Origin of the sequence: Corynebacterium marquesiae (genome assembly GCF_030229635.1) — a bacterium.
GTDB lineage: Bacteria > Actinomycetota > Actinomycetes > Mycobacteriales > Mycobacteriaceae > Corynebacterium > Corynebacterium marquesiae.
Map to the genome: position 1 here is coordinate 45,338 of NZ_JASPII010000003.1, position 16,182 is coordinate 61,519.

Genomic DNA, 16,182 nt, shown 5'->3' on the forward strand with positions numbered 1-16,182 from the left:
AGTCAGGTTAGAAGGGAATCAGCACACCGTCTCGTGGGATTCGTGCTCTGGGTGCTCAATCTGGATGGTGGAGTGCTCGATACCGTGTTCGCGCAGGGCCTGCTGGGCGGCATCCAACAGCGGGCCGGTGCCGACGGTGCCGTCGCGCACGATATGCACGGTCGTGAGCACGTTCACGCCGTCCAGGCTCCACAGGTGCAGGTCGTGGATGTCAGCAACGCCCTCGACCTGCCGCAGCGCGGGCTCGATCGCACTGGCGTCGAAGTCCGCCGGGACTTGCTCGAGCAGCACGCTCGCCGAAAGCCGCATGAGCTGCCAGGCGCGCGGCAGCACCATCGCCGCGATCGCTAGGGAGGCGATCACGTCCGCCGCCACAAACCCCGTGGTCAGTACCACGATGCCGGCCACGATTACTGCGATCGAGCCGAGCATATCCACTAACACGTGCAAGAACGCGCCCTCCACGTTGATCGAGGATTTGCGGTGCCGGTGCAGAACCCACGCCGATAGCGCATTCGCCACCAGGCCGATCACCGCGATGATCAGCATCGTTTTTCCCTGCACTTCGGCCGGGCTCTGCAGGCGGCGCACCGCCTCGACGACAATCCACACCGAGATCGCCAGCACCATCACTGCGTTCGCCAGTGCAGCAAGCACCTCCACTCGTCGGTAGCCGTACGTGGCCTGAGCCGATGCTTGTCGGCGACCAACCAACACCGCTAACACCGCGATGATCAACCCCGCAGCGTCGGAAAGCATGTGCATCGCATCCGCCATCAGCGCCATCGAACCCGCCAACCAGCCGCCGATCAGCTCCGCGAAGAAGACGGTGCCGGTAATGCCTAGCGCAATCAAGAGTGCGCGCAGCGGCGTGCTGGAGTGATCGTGGTCGTGGTGCTCGTGTGCCATGCACTCAGCCTATCCCCGTCGACGCTTATTGACAATTAAATGAAAATGGATGGCGGTAAGCGCAGCCACTGAGGCCAAGTCGGCCTGATTTAGGTCATTGTGCAGTTGTCCTTTGAATGTGTAGAGAAGCTGAAACAAGAACACACATAAACTAATGCAACTGCATGTAAAAAAAGCGGCCGCCGAGTGTACGCGAGGTAAATATAAAACTACTTTTGTATAAATTGATATAGAAAAGCGCCGCGACCCGTGGAACGTGTTAAAAGAGGGTCGCGGCGCTTGTACCGAAAAAATTACTTCTTGGTTTCACCCAACAGGTGGCACTGAATCATGTTGGTGTTACCAGCGATTCCTGGAGGGGTACCAGCGATGACGACAATCATGTCACCTTCCTCGTACTTGTCCATCTCCAGCAATGCATCATCGATGGCTTCCATCATGTCATCGGTGGACTTAACATCCGGGCTCAAGAAGGTCTCAGCCCCCCACGTCAGAGCCAGCTGGGAGCGAACCGCTGGGTCCGGCGTAAACGCCAAAAGCGGAAGCTGGGAGTGCAGGCGAGCCACTCGCTTAGCGGTATCGCCGGAGGTAGTAAAGGCTACGATGGCCTTTGCATTGAGGCGCTCGGCAATATCGCGGGCGGAATAGGACACAACACCACGCTTGGTGCGCGGAACGTGGGACAGCGGTGGAACCTTGCCACCATCTTCAGCATTAGCCACGATCTTGGACATGGTGCGCACGACGTTCTGCGGGTCAATACCCACGGAAGTCTCACCAGAGAGCATAACGGCATCAGCGCCATCGAGAACGGCGTTAGCAACGTCGGAAGCCTCTGCACGGGTCGGGCGCAGGTTAGAAATCATGGAATCCAGCATCTGGGTAGCCACGATGACCGGCTTAGCGTTCTCGCGAGCAATCTGGATAGCGCGCTTCTGGAACAGCGGCACGCGCTCCAGCGGCACCTCAACACCGAGGTCGCCACGGGCAATCATAATGGCATCGAATGCCAGCACGATAGACTCGAGCGCGTCTACTGCCTCAGGCTTTTCCAGCTTGGCGATGACCGGAACGCGGCGCCCCTCTTCGTCCATAATCTCATGGACCTTATCCACATCTGCTGGGGAGCGGACAAAGGAAAGTGCCACGAGGTCAACGCCGAGCTTCAAAGCGAAGCGCAGGTCAGCGATATCCTTTTCCGACAAAGCCGGCACGGAGATATCCATACCAGGGAGGGAAACGCCCTTGTTATTGGAAACTGGCCCACCTTCGGTGACCTCACAGACAACGTCGTTGCCGTCGACCTCCTTACAAACAACGGCAACCTTGCCGTCGTCGATCAGCAGGCGGTCACCTGGCTTGGCGTCCTTGGCCAGGCCCTTGTAGGTGGTGGAGACGCGGTCATGGGTGCCTTCGATATCGTCCACGGTAATGCGGACGATCTGGCCGTTATCCCACTGCTCCTCGTCATTAATAAAGCGGCCAAGGCGAATCTTAGGGCCCTGGAGGTCCGCCAAGATACCTACGGCGCGGCCAGTCTTATCGGTGGCTTGGCGCACCCAGTTGTAATTCGCCTCGTGGTCTGCATGCTCGCCGTGAGACATATTCAGGCGGGCAACGTCCATGCCATCCTGTACGAGGCGCAAGATACCATCCTCGCTAGCAACGGCAGGGCCGAGAGTACAAACAATCTTCGTTCTTCTATCCAGCATTATTGGCCTATTCCGTCGGGGAAACTGAACACTCCCCAACCTACTCCTTCGAAAGGATTGGGGCCACAATTTCTCGGGCCCATTTTCTGAACGGGCACCCCAAAATGTCCTATTTCCCACAAAACCAAAACCAACCGGGCACACTTGGGCAGTGTTTACGTCGATCAAGAACCCGGTTGCTGCCCGTCAGATACCGCGTGCTCATCGCGGTCCTCATCATGTGCGCGGTGCGCTGCCCAATACTTAGGATCCACCTCTTCGGGGGACTCTGGGCCCTGGCGGGGCCTATCAAGCATAAAGAAGACAACCGCGGCGATGATAAAAATCACTAGGGATACGATGAGATTCACGCGGACCCCAAAGATATGGGTCGCCTCATCGGAACGCATACCTTCAATAAAGAAGCGGCCCAATGTATAGCCCATGACATAGAGGGCAAAGACGCGCCCGTGCCCCAACTTCCAAGCCTTGTGAGCCCACAAGAGGAAAAGGCAGACTAGAACATTCCACACGAGCTCGTACAAGAAAGTCGGGTGCACCGAGGTCATGACCTCACCCGTGGAGTGTCCGGAAACGGGAGCATAGCCGCCATTTTCATTGACACGATAATAGATGTCTAAAGCCCACGGAACGTCGGTCGGGCGCCCATAGAGCTCTTGGTTAAACCAGTTACCTAGGCGTCCAATCGCCTGCGCGAGGACGAGGCCTGGCGCCACCGCGTCAGCAAAGGGGCCGAGCGGCACCTTTTTCACTTTGAAAAGCACCCACAAAGCTAATGCGCCCAAGGCTACGGCGCCCCAAATGCCCAGTCCGCCATTGGTGATCTTCAGCGCGTCCGCGGGATTGCAGCCATCGCAGAAGTACTTCTGGTTATCGGTGATGACGTGGTAGAGCCGCCCGCCAATGATGCCGGCTGGGATGACCACGATGGCGGCATCCCAAACTGTGTCTGGGTTACCGCCGCGTGCGGTGTAGCGGCGTAAGGTCATTCGCAAGGCGACGATAATACCTACGATGATGCACAGCGCATAGGCACGAATGGGAATGGGCCCCAACTGCCACACGCCCTGCGGCGGAGACGGAATATTTGCAAGAATTTCTGAGTGCACGTAGCCAGTGTGCCTTATCCCCCACCCCACCAGCTAGTTGGGGTCTTATTCTATCTTGCGCGCGGGACACGCTGGATGCTGCCCGGCAGCCACCAAAGAGCGCGCCAGCGCCATAGGATCCTGGGCAGCCATAACTGATTCACCCACCAAAACTGCATCGGCGCCGCGTGAAGCATAGTGAAACAGGTTGCGCGCGTTATTTACCCCGCCCACTGCGATGCGCAGGATGGATTCGGGTAAGCCCGGGGCGATATCGTTAAACGCCTCGCGGTTAATGGCATCCGAAGCCAACGACCATGCATTAATGGCGATGATGCTACTTCCCGCCTTGATTGCGCGGTCGACCTCGGCGCAGTTGCGCACCTCAACGATGGCGGCCATCCCGAGCGATTCCACCCGGTCCAAAAGTGCCTCCAGGCGAGCTTGCTCTAAGAGCTCAACCTGCAACGGAATAGCATCGGCCCCAAAGCACCGGGCTTCATGAATTTGATAAGGGTCCACGATGAGATCGCGCGACATCATGGGGATATCAATCGCAGCACGGGCAGCTGCCATATCTTCTAAAGAACCGTGAAAGCGGCGGAAATCGGTCTGGCATGCCATGAGATGTACGCCGCAGTGTTCAAAGGTGCGGGCCCATTCCGCCATCTGTTCCGCAGAGCCAACATGAGCGATTTCGCCGCCGTAGGGTACGGCACGCTTGAGCTCTGTGATGACCGAGCAGCCTGTGCGCAGCAAAGCCGCGCGGGCATCCCGGGGAGGCTCCATGTCACGCGAGCGGGCTTTCACCTCTTTGAAAGACACGCGGGCTTCCCGCGCAGCGACGTCCTCCAAGACTCCTGCAACAAGGTGGTCAACGGCAATGGGCGTAGGCATCAGCACCTCCCTCCACGGGCGATTAAAATCACACTTAGGTTAACCCGCTCGCGTGCCGTTCCGGAAATTACACAGGAAACGGGGCTATTTTTTGTCCATATCAGTGGGATCGATATCACTATCAAGGGCGTCCCACATCACGCGCCCAGAGTCGGAAGAGGTTTCCAAATCCTCTTCCAACTTTGCCTGCCGTGCCGCCGGGGTTTCGTATTTGCTAGACGCCTTCGCCTTATCCACGCCTGGATTGCGCGCAAGCATGACCGCACCGAAGAGGGCCGCTGCCGCACCTATTAGGGCCAGAATTGGTCCTAGGGAATGCACCTCGGTGGAAACGACCGTGGCCCAGTCAGAAATCTGGGCAGAGTCTACGGCGTTTTCATTGGCTGAGGCTCCCTGCAAGATCTTCTGCGCACGCTCGGCGTCCGCGCCCGCAGTCAGCAGGCTCACCGGGGTCCATGCACTAGCCGCCGCAGCGAGGGCGCACACAATGCCCACCACTCGCCTACCGACGCGCCGCAGCGCCATCCCCGCGACGGCACCGGCTACCAGAACTAGGGTCAAGGCCATGATTTCCAGCGACCAGGCCGAGCCGATGATGTCATTGGCCGCAGAGCCGGCCTTGTCGTCTTCGCTGGAGGCTACCACCCACGCAGCACGGGAGGACAGCCACAATACGATGGCTCCTACAGCGATAAGTAGTGGTCCAAGGCGTCTAGCCTTCACGGTTGCCCTCCTAGGAGATCAGTGGCGTCAAAGCACGTGCGGTCACCGGTATGGCAGGCGACGCCGCGCTGCCGCACGGTCAGCAGAATAGTATCTCCATCGCAGTCAAGGCGAACGCCCAGCACCTCTTGGGTATTTCCAGAAGTTTCTCCCTTGACCCAATATTCATTGCGCGAGCGCGAAAAATACGTTGCCTTGCGGGTAGCGAGGGTATGGGCCAAAGCGTGGTCATCCATCCAGGCCAGCATCAGCACCTCACCAGACTCAGCCTGGGCAATGGCCGGCACCAAGCCTTGGTCATTGCGCTTGAGCTGCTTGGCGATGTCCCCGTTAAGTTCAAAGTCGCCCGGGCTACTCATCGGCGCACCTCGTAGCCCGCAGCGTCTAGAGCCTCTTTCACATCGCTGATTTCTACCTCACCGAAGTGAAAAATGCTTGCTGCCAAGACGGCATCGGCGCCGGCTGCAACTGCCGGTGGGAAGTCTGCGGCGTTTCCCGCGCCGCCAGAGGCGATAACGGGAATGGTCACCGCTGCGCGCACGGCGCGCAGCAATTCAAGGTCAAATCCTTCCTTTGTGCCATCGCCATCCATCGAGTTAAGGAGGATCTCCCCTACGCCGAGTCCTTCGCCGCGGCGCGCCCATTCGATGGCGTCGATCCCGGCCGATTCCGTACCGCCGTGCGTGGTGACCTCAAAGCCGGATGGCGCATACTCTTCGTGGCACCGGCGGGCATCAACGGACAGCACGATGCATTGGGCTCCGAAAATCTCAGCCATTTCGCGCAGCAGTTCCGGATTCTTAATGGCCGCGGTATTTACAGAGACCTTATCTGCCCCGGCGCGCAATAATTCTCGAACGTCATCAACGCTGCGAACTCCGCCACCCACCGTCAATGGGATGAATACCTGATCTGCGGTGCGGCGCACGACCTCGAGCATGGTGGAGCGGCCCTGTTTAGAAGCAGAGACATCCAAGAAGGTAAGTTCATCGGCTCCTAGGGCGTCATAACGCGCGGCCAGCTCCACTGGGTCGCCGGCATCACGCAGGTTGTCAAAGTTGATGCCCTTGACCACGCGGCCTTGGTCCACGTCTAGGCAGGGGATCACGCGTACGGCTACAGCCATGGCGGCCGCCTCCTTTTCGGGTATTTAGTCTTAACGGTGAAATGAACCGGTATGACGAGACAAGATATCAAGGATGGTGGCATGAACCTGCGGGGTGCCTGCCACCATGCCGCGCGACTGCGCAGTCCACGAATTGCCTTCCGGATCGGTAACAACGCCTCCAGCGGCCTGAATCTGCAGTGCTCCCGCGGCGTTATCCCATGGGTGCGGAGAGAAGTTAATCGCGCCATCGAACACGCCCTGCGCGACGAAGGCATTATCAAGCCCCACAGAACCGGTCATTCGCGGGCGCAGTCCGGTCTCGCGCAGCTCGTGGAAAATTTCGGTGGGCAGGTGCGAAGAGCACCCCACGTGACCGCGCGCCTCATCAAAACCCATCGCATCGTCCCCTCCGCCGAAGCCAGTGGTCGGCCCACCTACCGAGCGCAGTGGGGCGCCATCGCAGGTGACCAAACGGCGCCCCAGAAGCGGGAAGTCAGATACCGCGGCAACAGGCGAACCCTCATGAATGAGTGCCACCAAGATGCCGGCCATGGGGTTTCCGGCAGAGTAGTTTGCGGTGCCATCGATCGGATCTACCACCCACACGGTATCGAGCACGCTGCCGCCTGATTCTTCTCCATAGACCGGGATGCCGGTCATCTGGGTCAAGATATCGCGCAGCTGTTGCTCGATGACGAGATCTACCTCGGTGGCAAAATCTCCCTGCCCCTTAAATCGGGCGGGCGCAGCTCCGAGGCCGGAGCGAAAAATGGGTTCTACTTGGTCTACGGCCGCCTCCGCGAAGGCCACCAACTCGCGGGGTTCCATCATGACTTAGTTGTCCTCAGGGTCGAAAGGGTCAATGGTTTCTTCCGCCGGCAGCGGCTCTACCTCGGCCACCGCAGCGAGTGCTTCGTCGAGGGTGAATTTCCCCTCGTACAGGGCCTTGCCAATAATGGCGGAATCGATGCCCTCATTTTCATAAAGCGCGAGCTCGCACAGATCTTCCACGCTAGAAATGCCACCGGAGGCGGTGATTTTTGCCTCCGTCGCCATCGCTACCTCGCGCAGGAGCTCAATATTAGGTCCGGTGAGCGTGCCGTCTTTAGATACGTCTGTCACCACAAAGCGCTGGCATCCGGCGGCATCGAGGCGCTCGAGTACCTCCCACAGATCGCCGCCATCGGAGACCCAGCCATTGCCGGCGGTACGCCATTCGCCGCCATCTTCGCGCACGGCAAGGTCCACGGCGATCTTATCTCCGTAGCGCGCGAGGATATCCTCGATCCATTCCGGCCGCTCTAGAGCAGCCGTGCCGATGCTAATGCGCTGCGCACCGGTAGCCAGTGCTCGCTCCACCGCGGCATCGTCCCGAATGCCGCCGCTAAGCTCCACATTTACCCCTAGATCGCGAGTAATCATCGCCATTTCCTCGTGGTTGGAGCCCCGGCCGAAAGCCGCATCCAAATCCACAAAATGCAACCAGTGCGCACCCTGGGACTGCCACTTTTGTGCGGCATCGCGCGGGGAACCATACGAGGTCTCGGTGCCTGCTTCGCCTTTATCCAAGCGCACGGCTTGGCCTTGAGATACATCGACTGCTGGCAAAAGCGTAAAAGTCATATTCTTCATCCTACCTAGAGCGTGCGCATCCAGTTTTCCAAAAGCTGAGCACCGGCGTCCCCGGATTTCTCAGGGTGGAATTGAGTCGCCCACAGGACACCGTTTTCTACCGCCGCGACGAACCTATCGCCCGCGTGCTCCGCCCAGCTCACCTGCGGCGGACGGGTAATTTCCGTTTCCAATTCCCAACGGCGAACGCCGTAGGAATGTACGAAGTAGAAACGTTCGTCTTCCGGTAGTCCGGCAAACATATCGCTGCCGACGGGTACTTCCACGGTATTCCACCCCATGTGCGGCAGCACCGCAGACTGCAACTTTTCCACGGTGCCGGGCCACTCGCCGCAACCGATGGAGTTGATGTTGTGTTCCACTCCGGCGTCGAAAAGCACCTGCATGCCTACGCAAATGCCCAACACCGGCCGCTCTCCTGCCAAGCGCTGGCCGATGACCCGAGGGCCCTGCACCGCCCGTAGCCCGCGCATGCAGGCAGCAAAGGCACCCACTCCAGGGACAAGCAGACCGTCCGCTTCCACCGCTTCTTTGGGGTCCGCGGTAACGGTGACGTCCGCGCCCACCCGTTCCAGCGCACGCTGGGCTGAGCGCACATTGCCCGCGCCATAATCCAATAATGCGACCGTCTTTGCCATGGGCTATACCTTACGCATGCGACGCAGACGCGTCCGGATATCGTTGGTTTCGCTCACGCGGGTGCGCCCAAGGACAAAATCTGCCGACGTCATCACAACGCCTGCGACGAGGATGACCACGCCGGCCCCAAAAGCCCCCGCATAGCCGTAGCCGGCAACCAAGGCACCCAAGAGGGTCGAGCCCAAGCCGGTGCCGCCGTCATAGAAGATATTCCAGATGGCAGAAGCCTCCGAGACCCGCTCGCGCGGCAGGCGATCAAACATGGACAGCAGCGCCTCATTTTGGGCAATACCGAACGCACCACCGAACAGGAAGGCACCAAGCACGAGCCACCATACGGAACCATCGAGATAAAGAGGAACGGCAATGGCAAGCACGCCCACGATAGCCATTACCTGGCCGGGGATGTAGAGCCGGCCGGGAGTGCCCACGCGGTCTGCCACCATACCCGCTAGGTAGCGGAAAATCATGGCGGCGCCGCCCACAATGGATAGCATGATGCCGGCCAAGCTGGCGCCGCGCTCTGCATCGAGTTCTTGTACTGCCGGCGGCAGGAAGGATGATACGGCGCCATAGCTCATAGAAAACGTCGTTAGCGCCAGCGCCGGAACAAGCACTAGCTTCCACGTGGGAACGCGGATAAGGTTCGGCTCTTCTTCGGTATCGGAGGCGAGCGTGACCTTGATCTTGGGAATGCGCAGGCACAGACCAAAGCCCACGAACCCAATGACTCCGGCGGTGATATACGTCGAGGCATAACCCAGCTTTTCCGCCATGGTCAATCCCAGTGGCAAAAAGACCATTTGGCCCAGGCCAGTGAAAACACCAATCATGCCGGTGGCCTTGCCCAGCAGGCGTACCGGCGCCAGTTCCGCAATGAGCGCGGACTCAGAAACAGTCAGCGCGCCAAAGCCCACGCCGCGCAGAGCAGAAAAGAGCAGGACAACCCAAGCATCGGTACCCAAGAGGTGGCCAAAGGCAGGTACACCCAGGGTAAAAGCGGACAGTGCCATCACGCGGCGGTAGCCCCACCGGCGTAGGAGCCACGGGGAGATGATCTGGGTAAGCACGGTGAAGGCCATGAAGATGCCCGTGGATGAGCCCGCCAAGGTAGCTGAGCCGCCGGAGTCAATGACCGCTAGCGGCACCACTGGAAGGAGGATGGACCAAGCACCGAAGGCTGCGGCGATGGCCAACATGGTCGGGGTATACCCCGGAACCTTCCAGATATTAGTTTCTTGGGTTGTGCTCATTTACCAAACGCTCCTACCATCCACGAGATTGCTGCTACTACGGTGATCGCAGCCAAAAGAGAGGCTACTACTGTCATTGCCTTCGACCCCTGTTGGTAGGCGGACCACGCACCGCCCACCAACATGCCTGCTACGAGGAAGAGGACCAAGATCATAAAGTGCATGCGTTCTAGAGTGCTCCCTTCGTCGATGGAATTCCAGTCTGGCGCGGATCGAATTCCACTGCGCCGCGCAACGCACGCGCTACGGCTTTATACTCCGCTTCCGTAATGTGATGCGGATCGCGACCATAACGCACGTTGAGGTGGAGCGTTACCGCAGCGTGGGTGGCGAGCGTTTCAAAGAAGTGGCGGTTGATCACCGTGGCGTAATGCCCACCGATGGTCTGCCACTGCAGGTGCTCTGGTTCGCCGTTCATTACAAAATAGGCGCGCCCAGAAAAATCCACCACCGTTTCCACTAAGGCCTCATCCATGGGCAAAAGCTGGGAGCCAAAGCGGCGAATGCCGGCCTTATCCCCCACCGCCTTACGCAGCGCGGTGCCGAGCACGATGGCGGTATCTTCCACAGTGTGGTGGGCATCTACCTCCACATCGCCCTCAGCCTGCACAGTGAGATCAAAGCTGCCATGAGTAGCAAAGGCCGTGAGCATGTGGTCAAAGAAAGGCAGTCCGGTGGAAATATCGCTTTGTCCCGTGCCATCGAGGTCAATGACCACAGAAATCTGCGATTCCGACGTTGCCCGGTGGGCGCGTCCTACGCGGTTGCTCATGCTTCGCTCCTTTCTCCTGCGAGCGGGGAATCCGCCACTACTGTATCCGCAAGGTCCTCAGCTACGGCCAAAAAGGCCGAATTTTCTTCTGGCAGCCCCACGGTCATGCGCAGGTGGCCTGCGATGCCAACATCGCGAATGAGCACTTCCTTATCCAAGAACTGTTGCCACACGCGGTGTTGGTCAGCAAAGCGGCCGAAGAAGAGAAAATTAGATTCGCTAGGCAGGACGGTATAGCCTAGTTCGCGCAAGCGAGCGGCCACCCGCTCGCGTTCGGTGGCAATCTTTTCCACGGTGGCGAGCGTATCCGCACTATGGCGCAGCGCCACCGTCGCCGCTGCTTGGGAAAGCACGGACAGGTGGTACGGCAAGCGCACCAGCATCACGGCCTCCACAAAGGCCGGGTCCGCCACGAAATAACCGAGGCGGCCGCCGGCAAAATCGAAGGCCTTAGACATGGTGCGCGAGACCACCAGCTTCGTGGGGTATTTCTCCAGCAGCGTCACCGCAGATGCCGAGGAAGAAAATTCGCCATAAGCTTCATCGACGATGAGGATGCCCGGGGCGGCGTCGGCAAGCGCGGCAATATCGTCCACGCTGGTCACCCCACCGGTGGGGTTATTCGGCGTAGTCACAAAGATGATATCCGGCTGGTGCTGCGCCACATCTGCGAGCGCCCGGTCCATATCGATGCGGAAATTCTCATCGCGCGGGCACTCCAGAAACTGCGTGTGAGTCCCATCCGCGAGGATGGGGTGCATGGAATAAGACGGGGTGAAACCGAGCACGCTGCGGCCTGGACCACCGAATGCCTGCAACAGCTGCTGCAAAATCTCATTCGAGCCATTGGCCGCCCACACCTGCGCATAGCTCACGCGCACGCCGATTTGTTCAGATACGTAGTCCGCCAAGGATTGACGCAGCTCCACCGCATCGCGCTCCGGATAGCGATTGAGTGTGGTGGCAAGGCGCCGGGTCTCCGCCACCAAGTCATCCACTAGTGCCTGCGAGGGAGGATAAGGATTTTCGTTGGTATTGAGCTGGTAGGCCACATGGAGTTGCGGCGCCCCATAGGCAGACTTGCCGCGCAGCTCCTCGCGCAGGGGAAGATCATTCAAGTGCGTCATTTAATTCTCCTCGAATCGGGCGCGGATAGCCTCACCGTGGGCAGGCAACCCCTCGGCCTCCGCAAAAGCGATAATGTGCGGGGCAATCTCGTCCAACGCAGCTCGGTCATAATCAATAAGGTTGACCGGCCGCATAAAGGTATGGGTAGAAAGGCCGGCAGAAAAGCGCGCCGTACCGGAGGTGGGCAATACGTGATTGGAGCCGGCCGCGTAATCTCCGAGCGGCACTGGAGCAAAGTCCCCTACAAAGATGGCACCGGCGTGCTTAATCCGCTCGGCCACTGCACCGGGCTCTGCGGTGTGGATCTCCAGGTGCTCAGCAGCATAGGTATTGGCCACCGCCACCGCTGCATCCAGGGAATCGACCAGCACAATTCCGGATTGCTCGCCGCCTAGGGCTTCGGCCGCTCGCTGCGCATTTGCGGTGGCGCTGTAGCGCGCTTCTACCTCGGCATTCACACGCTGAGCTAGGCTTGGCGAAGCCGTAATGAGCACACTCGCGGCCATCGGATCATGCTCGGCCTGGGAGATAAGGTCATAGGCCACATACACCGGATTCGCAGTGTCATCAGCGATAATGGCGATTTCGGTCGGCCCGGCCTCAGCATCAGTACCCACCACGCCGCGCACCAACCGCTTGGCCGCGGTGACGAAGATATTTCCGGGGCCGGTAATCATGTCCACTGGGGCTAGTCCGGCGTCATCATCTCCGTAGGCCATCAGCGCGACGGCCTGGCCGCCTCCTACCGCCCAGACCTCATCCACGCCCAGCATCTGGCACACGGCCAGCACCGTGGGGTGCGGCAGACCGCCGAATTCTTTTTGTGGCGGCGAGGCTACCACCAAGCTTTCCGCGCCGGCCGCCTGCGCTGGCACGGCATTCATAATCACCGAGGACGGATAGACCGCCTTGCCTCCCGGCACGTATAGTCCGACGCGCTCGATGGGGCGAAAGACCTCGGTCACCGTGGCACCTGGTGCTAGCACGGTGGTGTGCGCGGCCGGTTTTTGCTCGGCGTGAACCTTGCGGACCTTCTCGATGGAGACCTCAATCGCTTGGCGCACCTGCGGGTCTAGTTCGGAAGCGGCCTTCTCCAACTCCGCTTGGGGCACCCGCAGATGGGCTGGGCGCACGCCATCGAATTGCTCGCCATAGTCCAAGGCGGCCGCAGCGCCTTCTTGGCGTACTCGATGAACCAGCGGCGCCACCTTGTCCACCACGGCGGCGACGTCGGTGCCACCGCGCGGCAAAACTCGCCGCAACTGGGCGGGGCGCAGCTCTTGGCCACGCAGATCGATGGTGCGAAGCATTCCCGGTTCCTCTTCTCCCTATCGGATTTCTGTTATTAAACCAATATCCTAATGGTCAAACGCCAGCGAGGGGGCCGGTTTGAGCTATAGACTCGATATCAACACAGCTTTAAGGTGGTGGCAGCGATGAGCGAAATTGAACCCTCTTTTCTGCTCTCGCATGCCCGCACCATTGCCCGCGATAATGACGTGTCCTGCTGGGCCCTGCCTACTGGCGAGCTACTCGTTCCACATGCGGCAGGCGGCTCCACCTTCATCTTTGTAGACCAGCTGGAAGAACCGGTGCTCCACCTGCACACCAGCCCCCGCGGCGGCGTCGATCTCAGCGAGATCTCCGAGCTCGCGTACTTGGCCAACGAATGGAATCACGATTGCATCTCCCCGGTCGTCGTGGTTGATTATGACCAGCCTGACTGCGTGAGCGTATCTGGGCACAGCTATCTGCCGGCCGATACCTCCCCCAGCCGCGAACAGCTTGCAGCGTTCCTCCTACCGGCACTGCGCAACGCGGAGGTCCTCATGGATCTGCTCGCCCAATCCCATCCCGGCCTCGTGCGCGAAGCTTCACCGGAGCTTGCCCCGCTTGCCGACGCCCCCTTGGAACCCTTCACCCTCGATAGCCTGGCCGGGCTCCTACCGCTTATTGGGATCCAGCGCTTCCAAAGCGACGGCGCCACCGCCATCTACGCCTGGGTCAATGATGTCCTTTTCGCCTTTGCACTGGACAACGGGCCCAGCCTCATTATCAAAGGACATTGGGACCCCAATCTGGACGAGGCGGAATTTACCCGGCTATTCCTCATTTGCAATGACTGGAATCGCGCCCACCATGGCGCCGTGGCATTTTGCCACCACACCTCCGAAGGCCTGCAAGTGCGGATGGATGCCGCCACCATTACCGCCGCGGGACTTACCCGGCCGCAACTATTTAGCGCCATCGGCCGCGGGCTCAAGCACATCCTGCACGGCATCGATGACATCGCACACGAAGTAACCGGCGCCTCCCCCGTCGAATGGCCTTAGACGCGCACATCACCAATCTTCATCGGCACTCACAAACGCCGTGGACCAATAGGCAAACATCGCCATAAAGGGCGCCACCGCCCACGAGATGGCTGGGGAGAAATTCGGCGCAAACTCTACGACTTCCCCTGGGTTTTCTGGTGGATGCGTGGCCGTGACCCCACCAAAGACATAAAACGACGCCGCCCCAGCCAGGGCACACACGCCGACCCACAAGAGCATCGACAAGCCCCGCCCCTGCCGGCGCAAATACGCGCCCAACCCCAAGAACAAACCAAGCAGGCCGGTAATGAGGGCAAAGGTAATAAAGGCGATGAACTGGGCGCTTCCCATCGCATCGATGGCATAACCGCCGTCATCTAACTCATGGCCGGTGAGCGTCGGCCGGAAAATCCCCCACAGCGCACCGGCCACGCCGTAAACGAGGAGCGCACACGCGAGTAACCCCGCACCGAAGCCTAGGGTGCGGGGTAACCGGCGCTTTAACAGAGACAACTTAGTTACAGAAGGTCCAGTTGCCATTCTCGCGACGGAAGCGGACCGTAGAGGTCTCAGTGCCCTCAGAGTTGGACACGCTCACGGTTGCAGAAGCATCGTCGCCATTAACCACAACGTCGTTGACGGACTGCAGCTTGGTCGACTGCGGGATGGACTCCAACTGGCTAGCGAACTTCTCCACCTCGGCGTTGCCGCCGCCCTGCTGGCGCATAGTGTTAGCGTACTCGGCAAAGGACTGGTTCGGCAGGCTATCGACGTACTGCTGGTACTGGCCGAACTCCTGGGACTGCTCATCGCGCACCGCCTGGCAGGCATGCTGCGGCATGTAGTTGAAGTATTCCTTCACATTGTCGATCTCATGCTGACCACGGACCAGCTGCTCGATGGCCTGCTTATCGGCATCATTAGCATTCTGGCCGCCCTCAATCGGCTTGATGTCCTTCGCTCCCGCGAAAGGATCCTCACCATTGTTCAGCGGGTTAGCCAGCTGATCGGGGCCCTCGCCAGCGCCGTCCTCGCCCTCTGCACCCGCAGCGGCGTCCTTGTTTTCGCCGTCCTTATTCTGATCCTTTTCTTTTTCCTTGTCCTTATCCTCGGACTTATCGGCATCTTTGTCCTCGGATTTATCTGCAGACTTATCCTCAGAAGACTTGGATGCCGTGGTGGCGGCAGCCTTCTTGGAGTCGTCATTGTCATCCGAACCACACGCAGCTAGCGCCAGCGGGGTGACCAGCGCAACTGCGATGAGGGACTTCTTTGCAGGGGTCAAAAAGGACAAGGGAAAACTCCTGAATCAATTTTGCGAATGTGAAGCCACCCCAAGGGCGACCTCTTATTTGTCTTCGCAATACTAACAACCCGACGATGGAAATGACATTGAGACTCCGTTAAAAGAACCTGTGAACTACCGTCCTACCCGGCCGAGTCCGTACAATTGCCAAGGTGCACATAAACCGCGAGAGTATTATCGACGCCGCTCTTTCCCTGCTTGATGCCTACGGGCTTGGAGACGTCACCATGCGCCGCGTTGCTTCCTCCCTCGGCGTCGCCCCCGGCGCGCTCTACTGGCACATTGCCAATAAACAAGCGCTCATTGCAGCCCTAGCGGAGGAGATTATCTCCCCCGTTTCTGGGGAGTCGCTCGAGGATATCAGCCTCAATCTTCGTGATTTGCTGCTCGCCCGCCGCGACGGCGCCGAGGTAGTCATTGCCGGCCTCTCCCTTCCGCAGGCCCCTGCCTGGGACCACCTCTTGGCGGCCTTTACCGCTGCAGCCACGCGCAGCACCCTCGCTGCCACCAGCGCCCACCGCGCCGCCGCGCTCTCCGCCATTCACCTCGTGCTCGGCGCCACCTTAATGGAACAATCCCAACGGCAGCTTGCAGAAACCACCGGTGAGTCTCCGGTCACAGATTATCGCGCAGACCTCCTACGCGGCGTGCGCATTATTAACGCTGGACTTACGCACGGCGCCGGCGCCTAAAAAGCGGT

The 16,182-nt window shown here is 59.6% G+C and carries 19 protein-coding genes; 2 read left to right on the top strand and 17 right to left on the bottom strand.

Annotation, left to right across the window (positions count from 1 at the left end):
• Positions 1 to 18 precede the first annotated feature (18 nt).
• The 15 genes from QP971_RS02840 to hisD form a co-directional block, all read right to left on the bottom strand.
• Positions 19 to 909: a cation diffusion facilitator family transporter gene (locus tag QP971_RS02840; protein ID WP_005324622.1), complete on the bottom strand. Its 891-nt coding sequence runs from the start codon at positions 907 to 909 to the stop codon at positions 19 to 21.
• Positions 910 to 1,202: 293 nt separating this feature from the next.
• Positions 1,203 to 2,618 carry a pyruvate kinase gene (pyk, locus tag QP971_RS02845; RefSeq protein WP_284810880.1) on the bottom strand — a complete coding sequence of 472 codons (1,416 nt, stop codon included), beginning with the start codon at positions 2,616 to 2,618 and terminating at the stop codon, positions 1,203 to 1,205.
• Between the two features lie 167 nt (positions 2,619 to 2,785).
• Complete coding sequence (gene lgt / locus QP971_RS02850; RefSeq protein ID WP_284810826.1) at positions 2,786 to 3,730, bottom strand: prolipoprotein diacylglyceryl transferase; 945 nt, start codon at positions 3,728 to 3,730, stop codon at positions 2,786 to 2,788.
• Positions 3,731 to 3,775: 45 nt separating this feature from the next.
• On the bottom strand, positions 3,776 to 4,606 hold the full coding sequence (locus QP971_RS02855) for an indole-3-glycerol phosphate synthase TrpC (protein ID WP_239273631.1): 831 nt from the start codon (positions 4,604 to 4,606) through the stop codon (positions 3,776 to 3,778).
• An 84-nt stretch (positions 4,607 to 4,690) separates the two neighbouring features.
• Entirely contained in the window at positions 4,691 to 5,329 is a 639-nt protein-coding gene (locus QP971_RS02860) for a TIGR02234 family membrane protein (protein WP_284786872.1), read from the bottom strand.
• Positions 5,326 to 5,688 carry a phosphoribosyl-AMP cyclohydrolase gene (hisI, locus tag QP971_RS02865; protein WP_284810827.1) on the bottom strand — a complete coding sequence of 121 codons (363 nt, stop codon included), beginning with the start codon at positions 5,686 to 5,688 and terminating at the stop codon, positions 5,326 to 5,328. Before hisI ends, QP971_RS02860 begins: the two co-directional genes overlap by 4 nt.
• Entirely contained in the window at positions 5,685 to 6,455 is a 771-nt protein-coding gene (gene hisF / locus QP971_RS02870; RefSeq protein ID WP_284786869.1) for an imidazole glycerol phosphate synthase subunit HisF, read from the bottom strand. The genes hisI and hisF overlap by 4 nt, the downstream gene beginning before the upstream one ends.
• Before the next feature lie 30 nt (positions 6,456 to 6,485).
• Complete coding sequence (locus QP971_RS02875; protein WP_284786868.1) at positions 6,486 to 7,268, bottom strand: inositol monophosphatase family protein; 783 nt, start codon at positions 7,266 to 7,268, stop codon at positions 6,486 to 6,488.
• A gap of 3 nt (positions 7,269 to 7,271) precedes the next feature.
• On the bottom strand, positions 7,272 to 8,060 hold the full coding sequence (gene priA / locus QP971_RS02880) for a bifunctional 1-(5-phosphoribosyl)-5-((5-phosphoribosylamino)methylideneamino)imidazole-4-carboxamide isomerase/phosphoribosylanthranilate isomerase PriA (RefSeq protein ID WP_284786866.1): 789 nt from the start codon (positions 8,058 to 8,060) through the stop codon (positions 7,272 to 7,274).
• A 14-nt stretch (positions 8,061 to 8,074) separates the two neighbouring features.
• The gene (gene hisH / locus QP971_RS02885) at positions 8,075 to 8,707 is read right to left on the bottom strand and encodes an imidazole glycerol phosphate synthase subunit HisH (RefSeq protein WP_269953123.1); all 633 of its coding nucleotides are present in this window, start codon (positions 8,705 to 8,707) and stop codon (positions 8,075 to 8,077) included.
• A gap of 3 nt (positions 8,708 to 8,710) precedes the next feature.
• Complete coding sequence (locus QP971_RS02890) at positions 8,711 to 9,961, bottom strand: MFS transporter (RefSeq protein WP_269953124.1); 1,251 nt, start codon at positions 9,959 to 9,961, stop codon at positions 8,711 to 8,713.
• Entirely contained in the window at positions 9,958 to 10,125 is a 168-nt protein-coding gene (locus QP971_RS02895; protein ID WP_005324605.1) for a CG2302 family histidine operon protein, read from the bottom strand. Before QP971_RS02895 ends, QP971_RS02890 begins: the two co-directional genes overlap by 4 nt.
• Positions 10,126 to 10,130: 5 nt before the next feature.
• A complete protein-coding gene (gene hisB / locus QP971_RS02900; RefSeq protein WP_284810828.1) occupies positions 10,131 to 10,733 on the bottom strand; it encodes an imidazoleglycerol-phosphate dehydratase HisB in 603 nt (200 codons plus the stop codon).
• Positions 10,730 to 11,860, bottom strand: coding sequence for a histidinol-phosphate transaminase (locus QP971_RS02905; RefSeq protein WP_284810829.1), 1,131 nt, complete (start codon positions 11,858 to 11,860; stop codon positions 10,730 to 10,732). The genes hisB and QP971_RS02905 overlap by 4 nt, the downstream gene beginning before the upstream one ends.
• Positions 11,861 to 13,171, bottom strand: a complete 1,311-nt coding sequence (gene hisD / locus QP971_RS02910) for a histidinol dehydrogenase (protein WP_284810830.1) — start codon at positions 13,169 to 13,171, stop codon at positions 11,861 to 11,863.
• Positions 13,172 to 13,297: 126 nt separating this feature from the next.
• On the opposite strand from hisD, the gene QP971_RS02915 reads away from it, so the two are divergent.
• Complete coding sequence (locus QP971_RS02915) at positions 13,298 to 14,194, top strand: type III secretion system chaperone family protein (RefSeq protein WP_284810831.1); 897 nt, start codon at positions 13,298 to 13,300, stop codon at positions 14,192 to 14,194.
• 9 nt (positions 14,195 to 14,203) lie between these two features.
• On the opposite strand, the gene QP971_RS02920 is transcribed toward QP971_RS02915, so the two are convergent.
• Both QP971_RS02920 and QP971_RS02925 read right to left on the bottom strand, forming a co-directional pair.
• Positions 14,204 to 14,689 (bottom strand): hypothetical protein, encoded by a 486-nt coding sequence (locus tag QP971_RS02920; RefSeq protein ID WP_284810832.1) that lies wholly within the window; start codon positions 14,687 to 14,689, stop codon positions 14,204 to 14,206.
• Position 14,690: 1 nt separating this feature from the next.
• The gene (locus QP971_RS02925) at positions 14,691 to 15,470 is read right to left on the bottom strand and encodes a hypothetical protein (RefSeq protein WP_284810833.1); all 780 of its coding nucleotides are present in this window, start codon (positions 15,468 to 15,470) and stop codon (positions 14,691 to 14,693) included.
• Between the two features lie 164 nt (positions 15,471 to 15,634).
• Between QP971_RS02925 and QP971_RS02930 the strand changes: the two genes are divergently transcribed.
• Positions 15,635 to 16,174: a TetR family transcriptional regulator gene (locus QP971_RS02930; RefSeq protein ID WP_284786858.1), complete on the top strand. Its 540-nt coding sequence runs from the start codon at positions 15,635 to 15,637 to the stop codon at positions 16,172 to 16,174.
• The last annotated feature ends 8 nt before the right edge of the window (positions 16,175 to 16,182 follow it).

What these genes read in the sequence shown, in the direction of transcription:
- QP971_RS02890 (WP_269953124.1), bottom strand. Translation starts at nt 9,961, where the DNA reads ATGAGCACAACCCAAGAAACTAATATCTGGAAGGTTCCGGGGTATACC.
- hisD (WP_284810830.1), bottom strand. Translation starts at nt 13,171, where the DNA reads ATGCTTCGCACCATCGATCTGCGTGGCCAAGAGCTGCGCCCCGCCCAG.
- QP971_RS02895 (WP_005324605.1), bottom strand. Translation starts at nt 10,125, where the DNA reads ATGCACTTTATGATCTTGGTCCTCTTCCTCGTAGCAGGCATGTTGGTG.
- hisF (WP_284786869.1), bottom strand. Translation starts at nt 6,455, where the DNA reads ATGGCTGTAGCCGTACGCGTGATCCCCTGCCTAGACGTGGACCAAGGC.
- hisB (WP_284810828.1), bottom strand. Translation starts at nt 10,733, where the DNA reads ATGAGCAACCGCGTAGGACGCGCCCACCGGGCAACGTCGGAATCGCAG.
- QP971_RS02855 (WP_239273631.1), bottom strand. Translation starts at nt 4,606, where the DNA reads ATGCCTACGCCCATTGCCGTTGACCACCTTGTTGCAGGAGTCTTGGAG.
- priA (WP_284786866.1), bottom strand. Translation starts at nt 8,060, where the DNA reads ATGACTTTTACGCTTTTGCCAGCAGTCGATGTATCTCAAGGCCAAGCC.
- QP971_RS02915 (WP_284810831.1), top strand. Translation starts at nt 13,298, where the DNA reads ATGAGCGAAATTGAACCCTCTTTTCTGCTCTCGCATGCCCGCACCATT.
- hisI (WP_284810827.1), bottom strand. Translation starts at nt 5,688, where the DNA reads ATGAGTAGCCCGGGCGACTTTGAACTTAACGGGGACATCGCCAAGCAG.
- QP971_RS02875 (WP_284786868.1), bottom strand. Translation starts at nt 7,268, where the DNA reads ATGATGGAACCCCGCGAGTTGGTGGCCTTCGCGGAGGCGGCCGTAGAC.
- QP971_RS02840 (WP_005324622.1), bottom strand. Translation starts at nt 909, where the DNA reads ATGGCACACGAGCACCACGACCACGATCACTCCAGCACGCCGCTGCGC.
- QP971_RS02905 (WP_284810829.1), bottom strand. Translation starts at nt 11,860, where the DNA reads ATGACGCACTTGAATGATCTTCCCCTGCGCGAGGAGCTGCGCGGCAAG.
- hisH (WP_269953123.1), bottom strand. Translation starts at nt 8,707, where the DNA reads ATGGCAAAGACGGTCGCATTATTGGATTATGGCGCGGGCAATGTGCGC.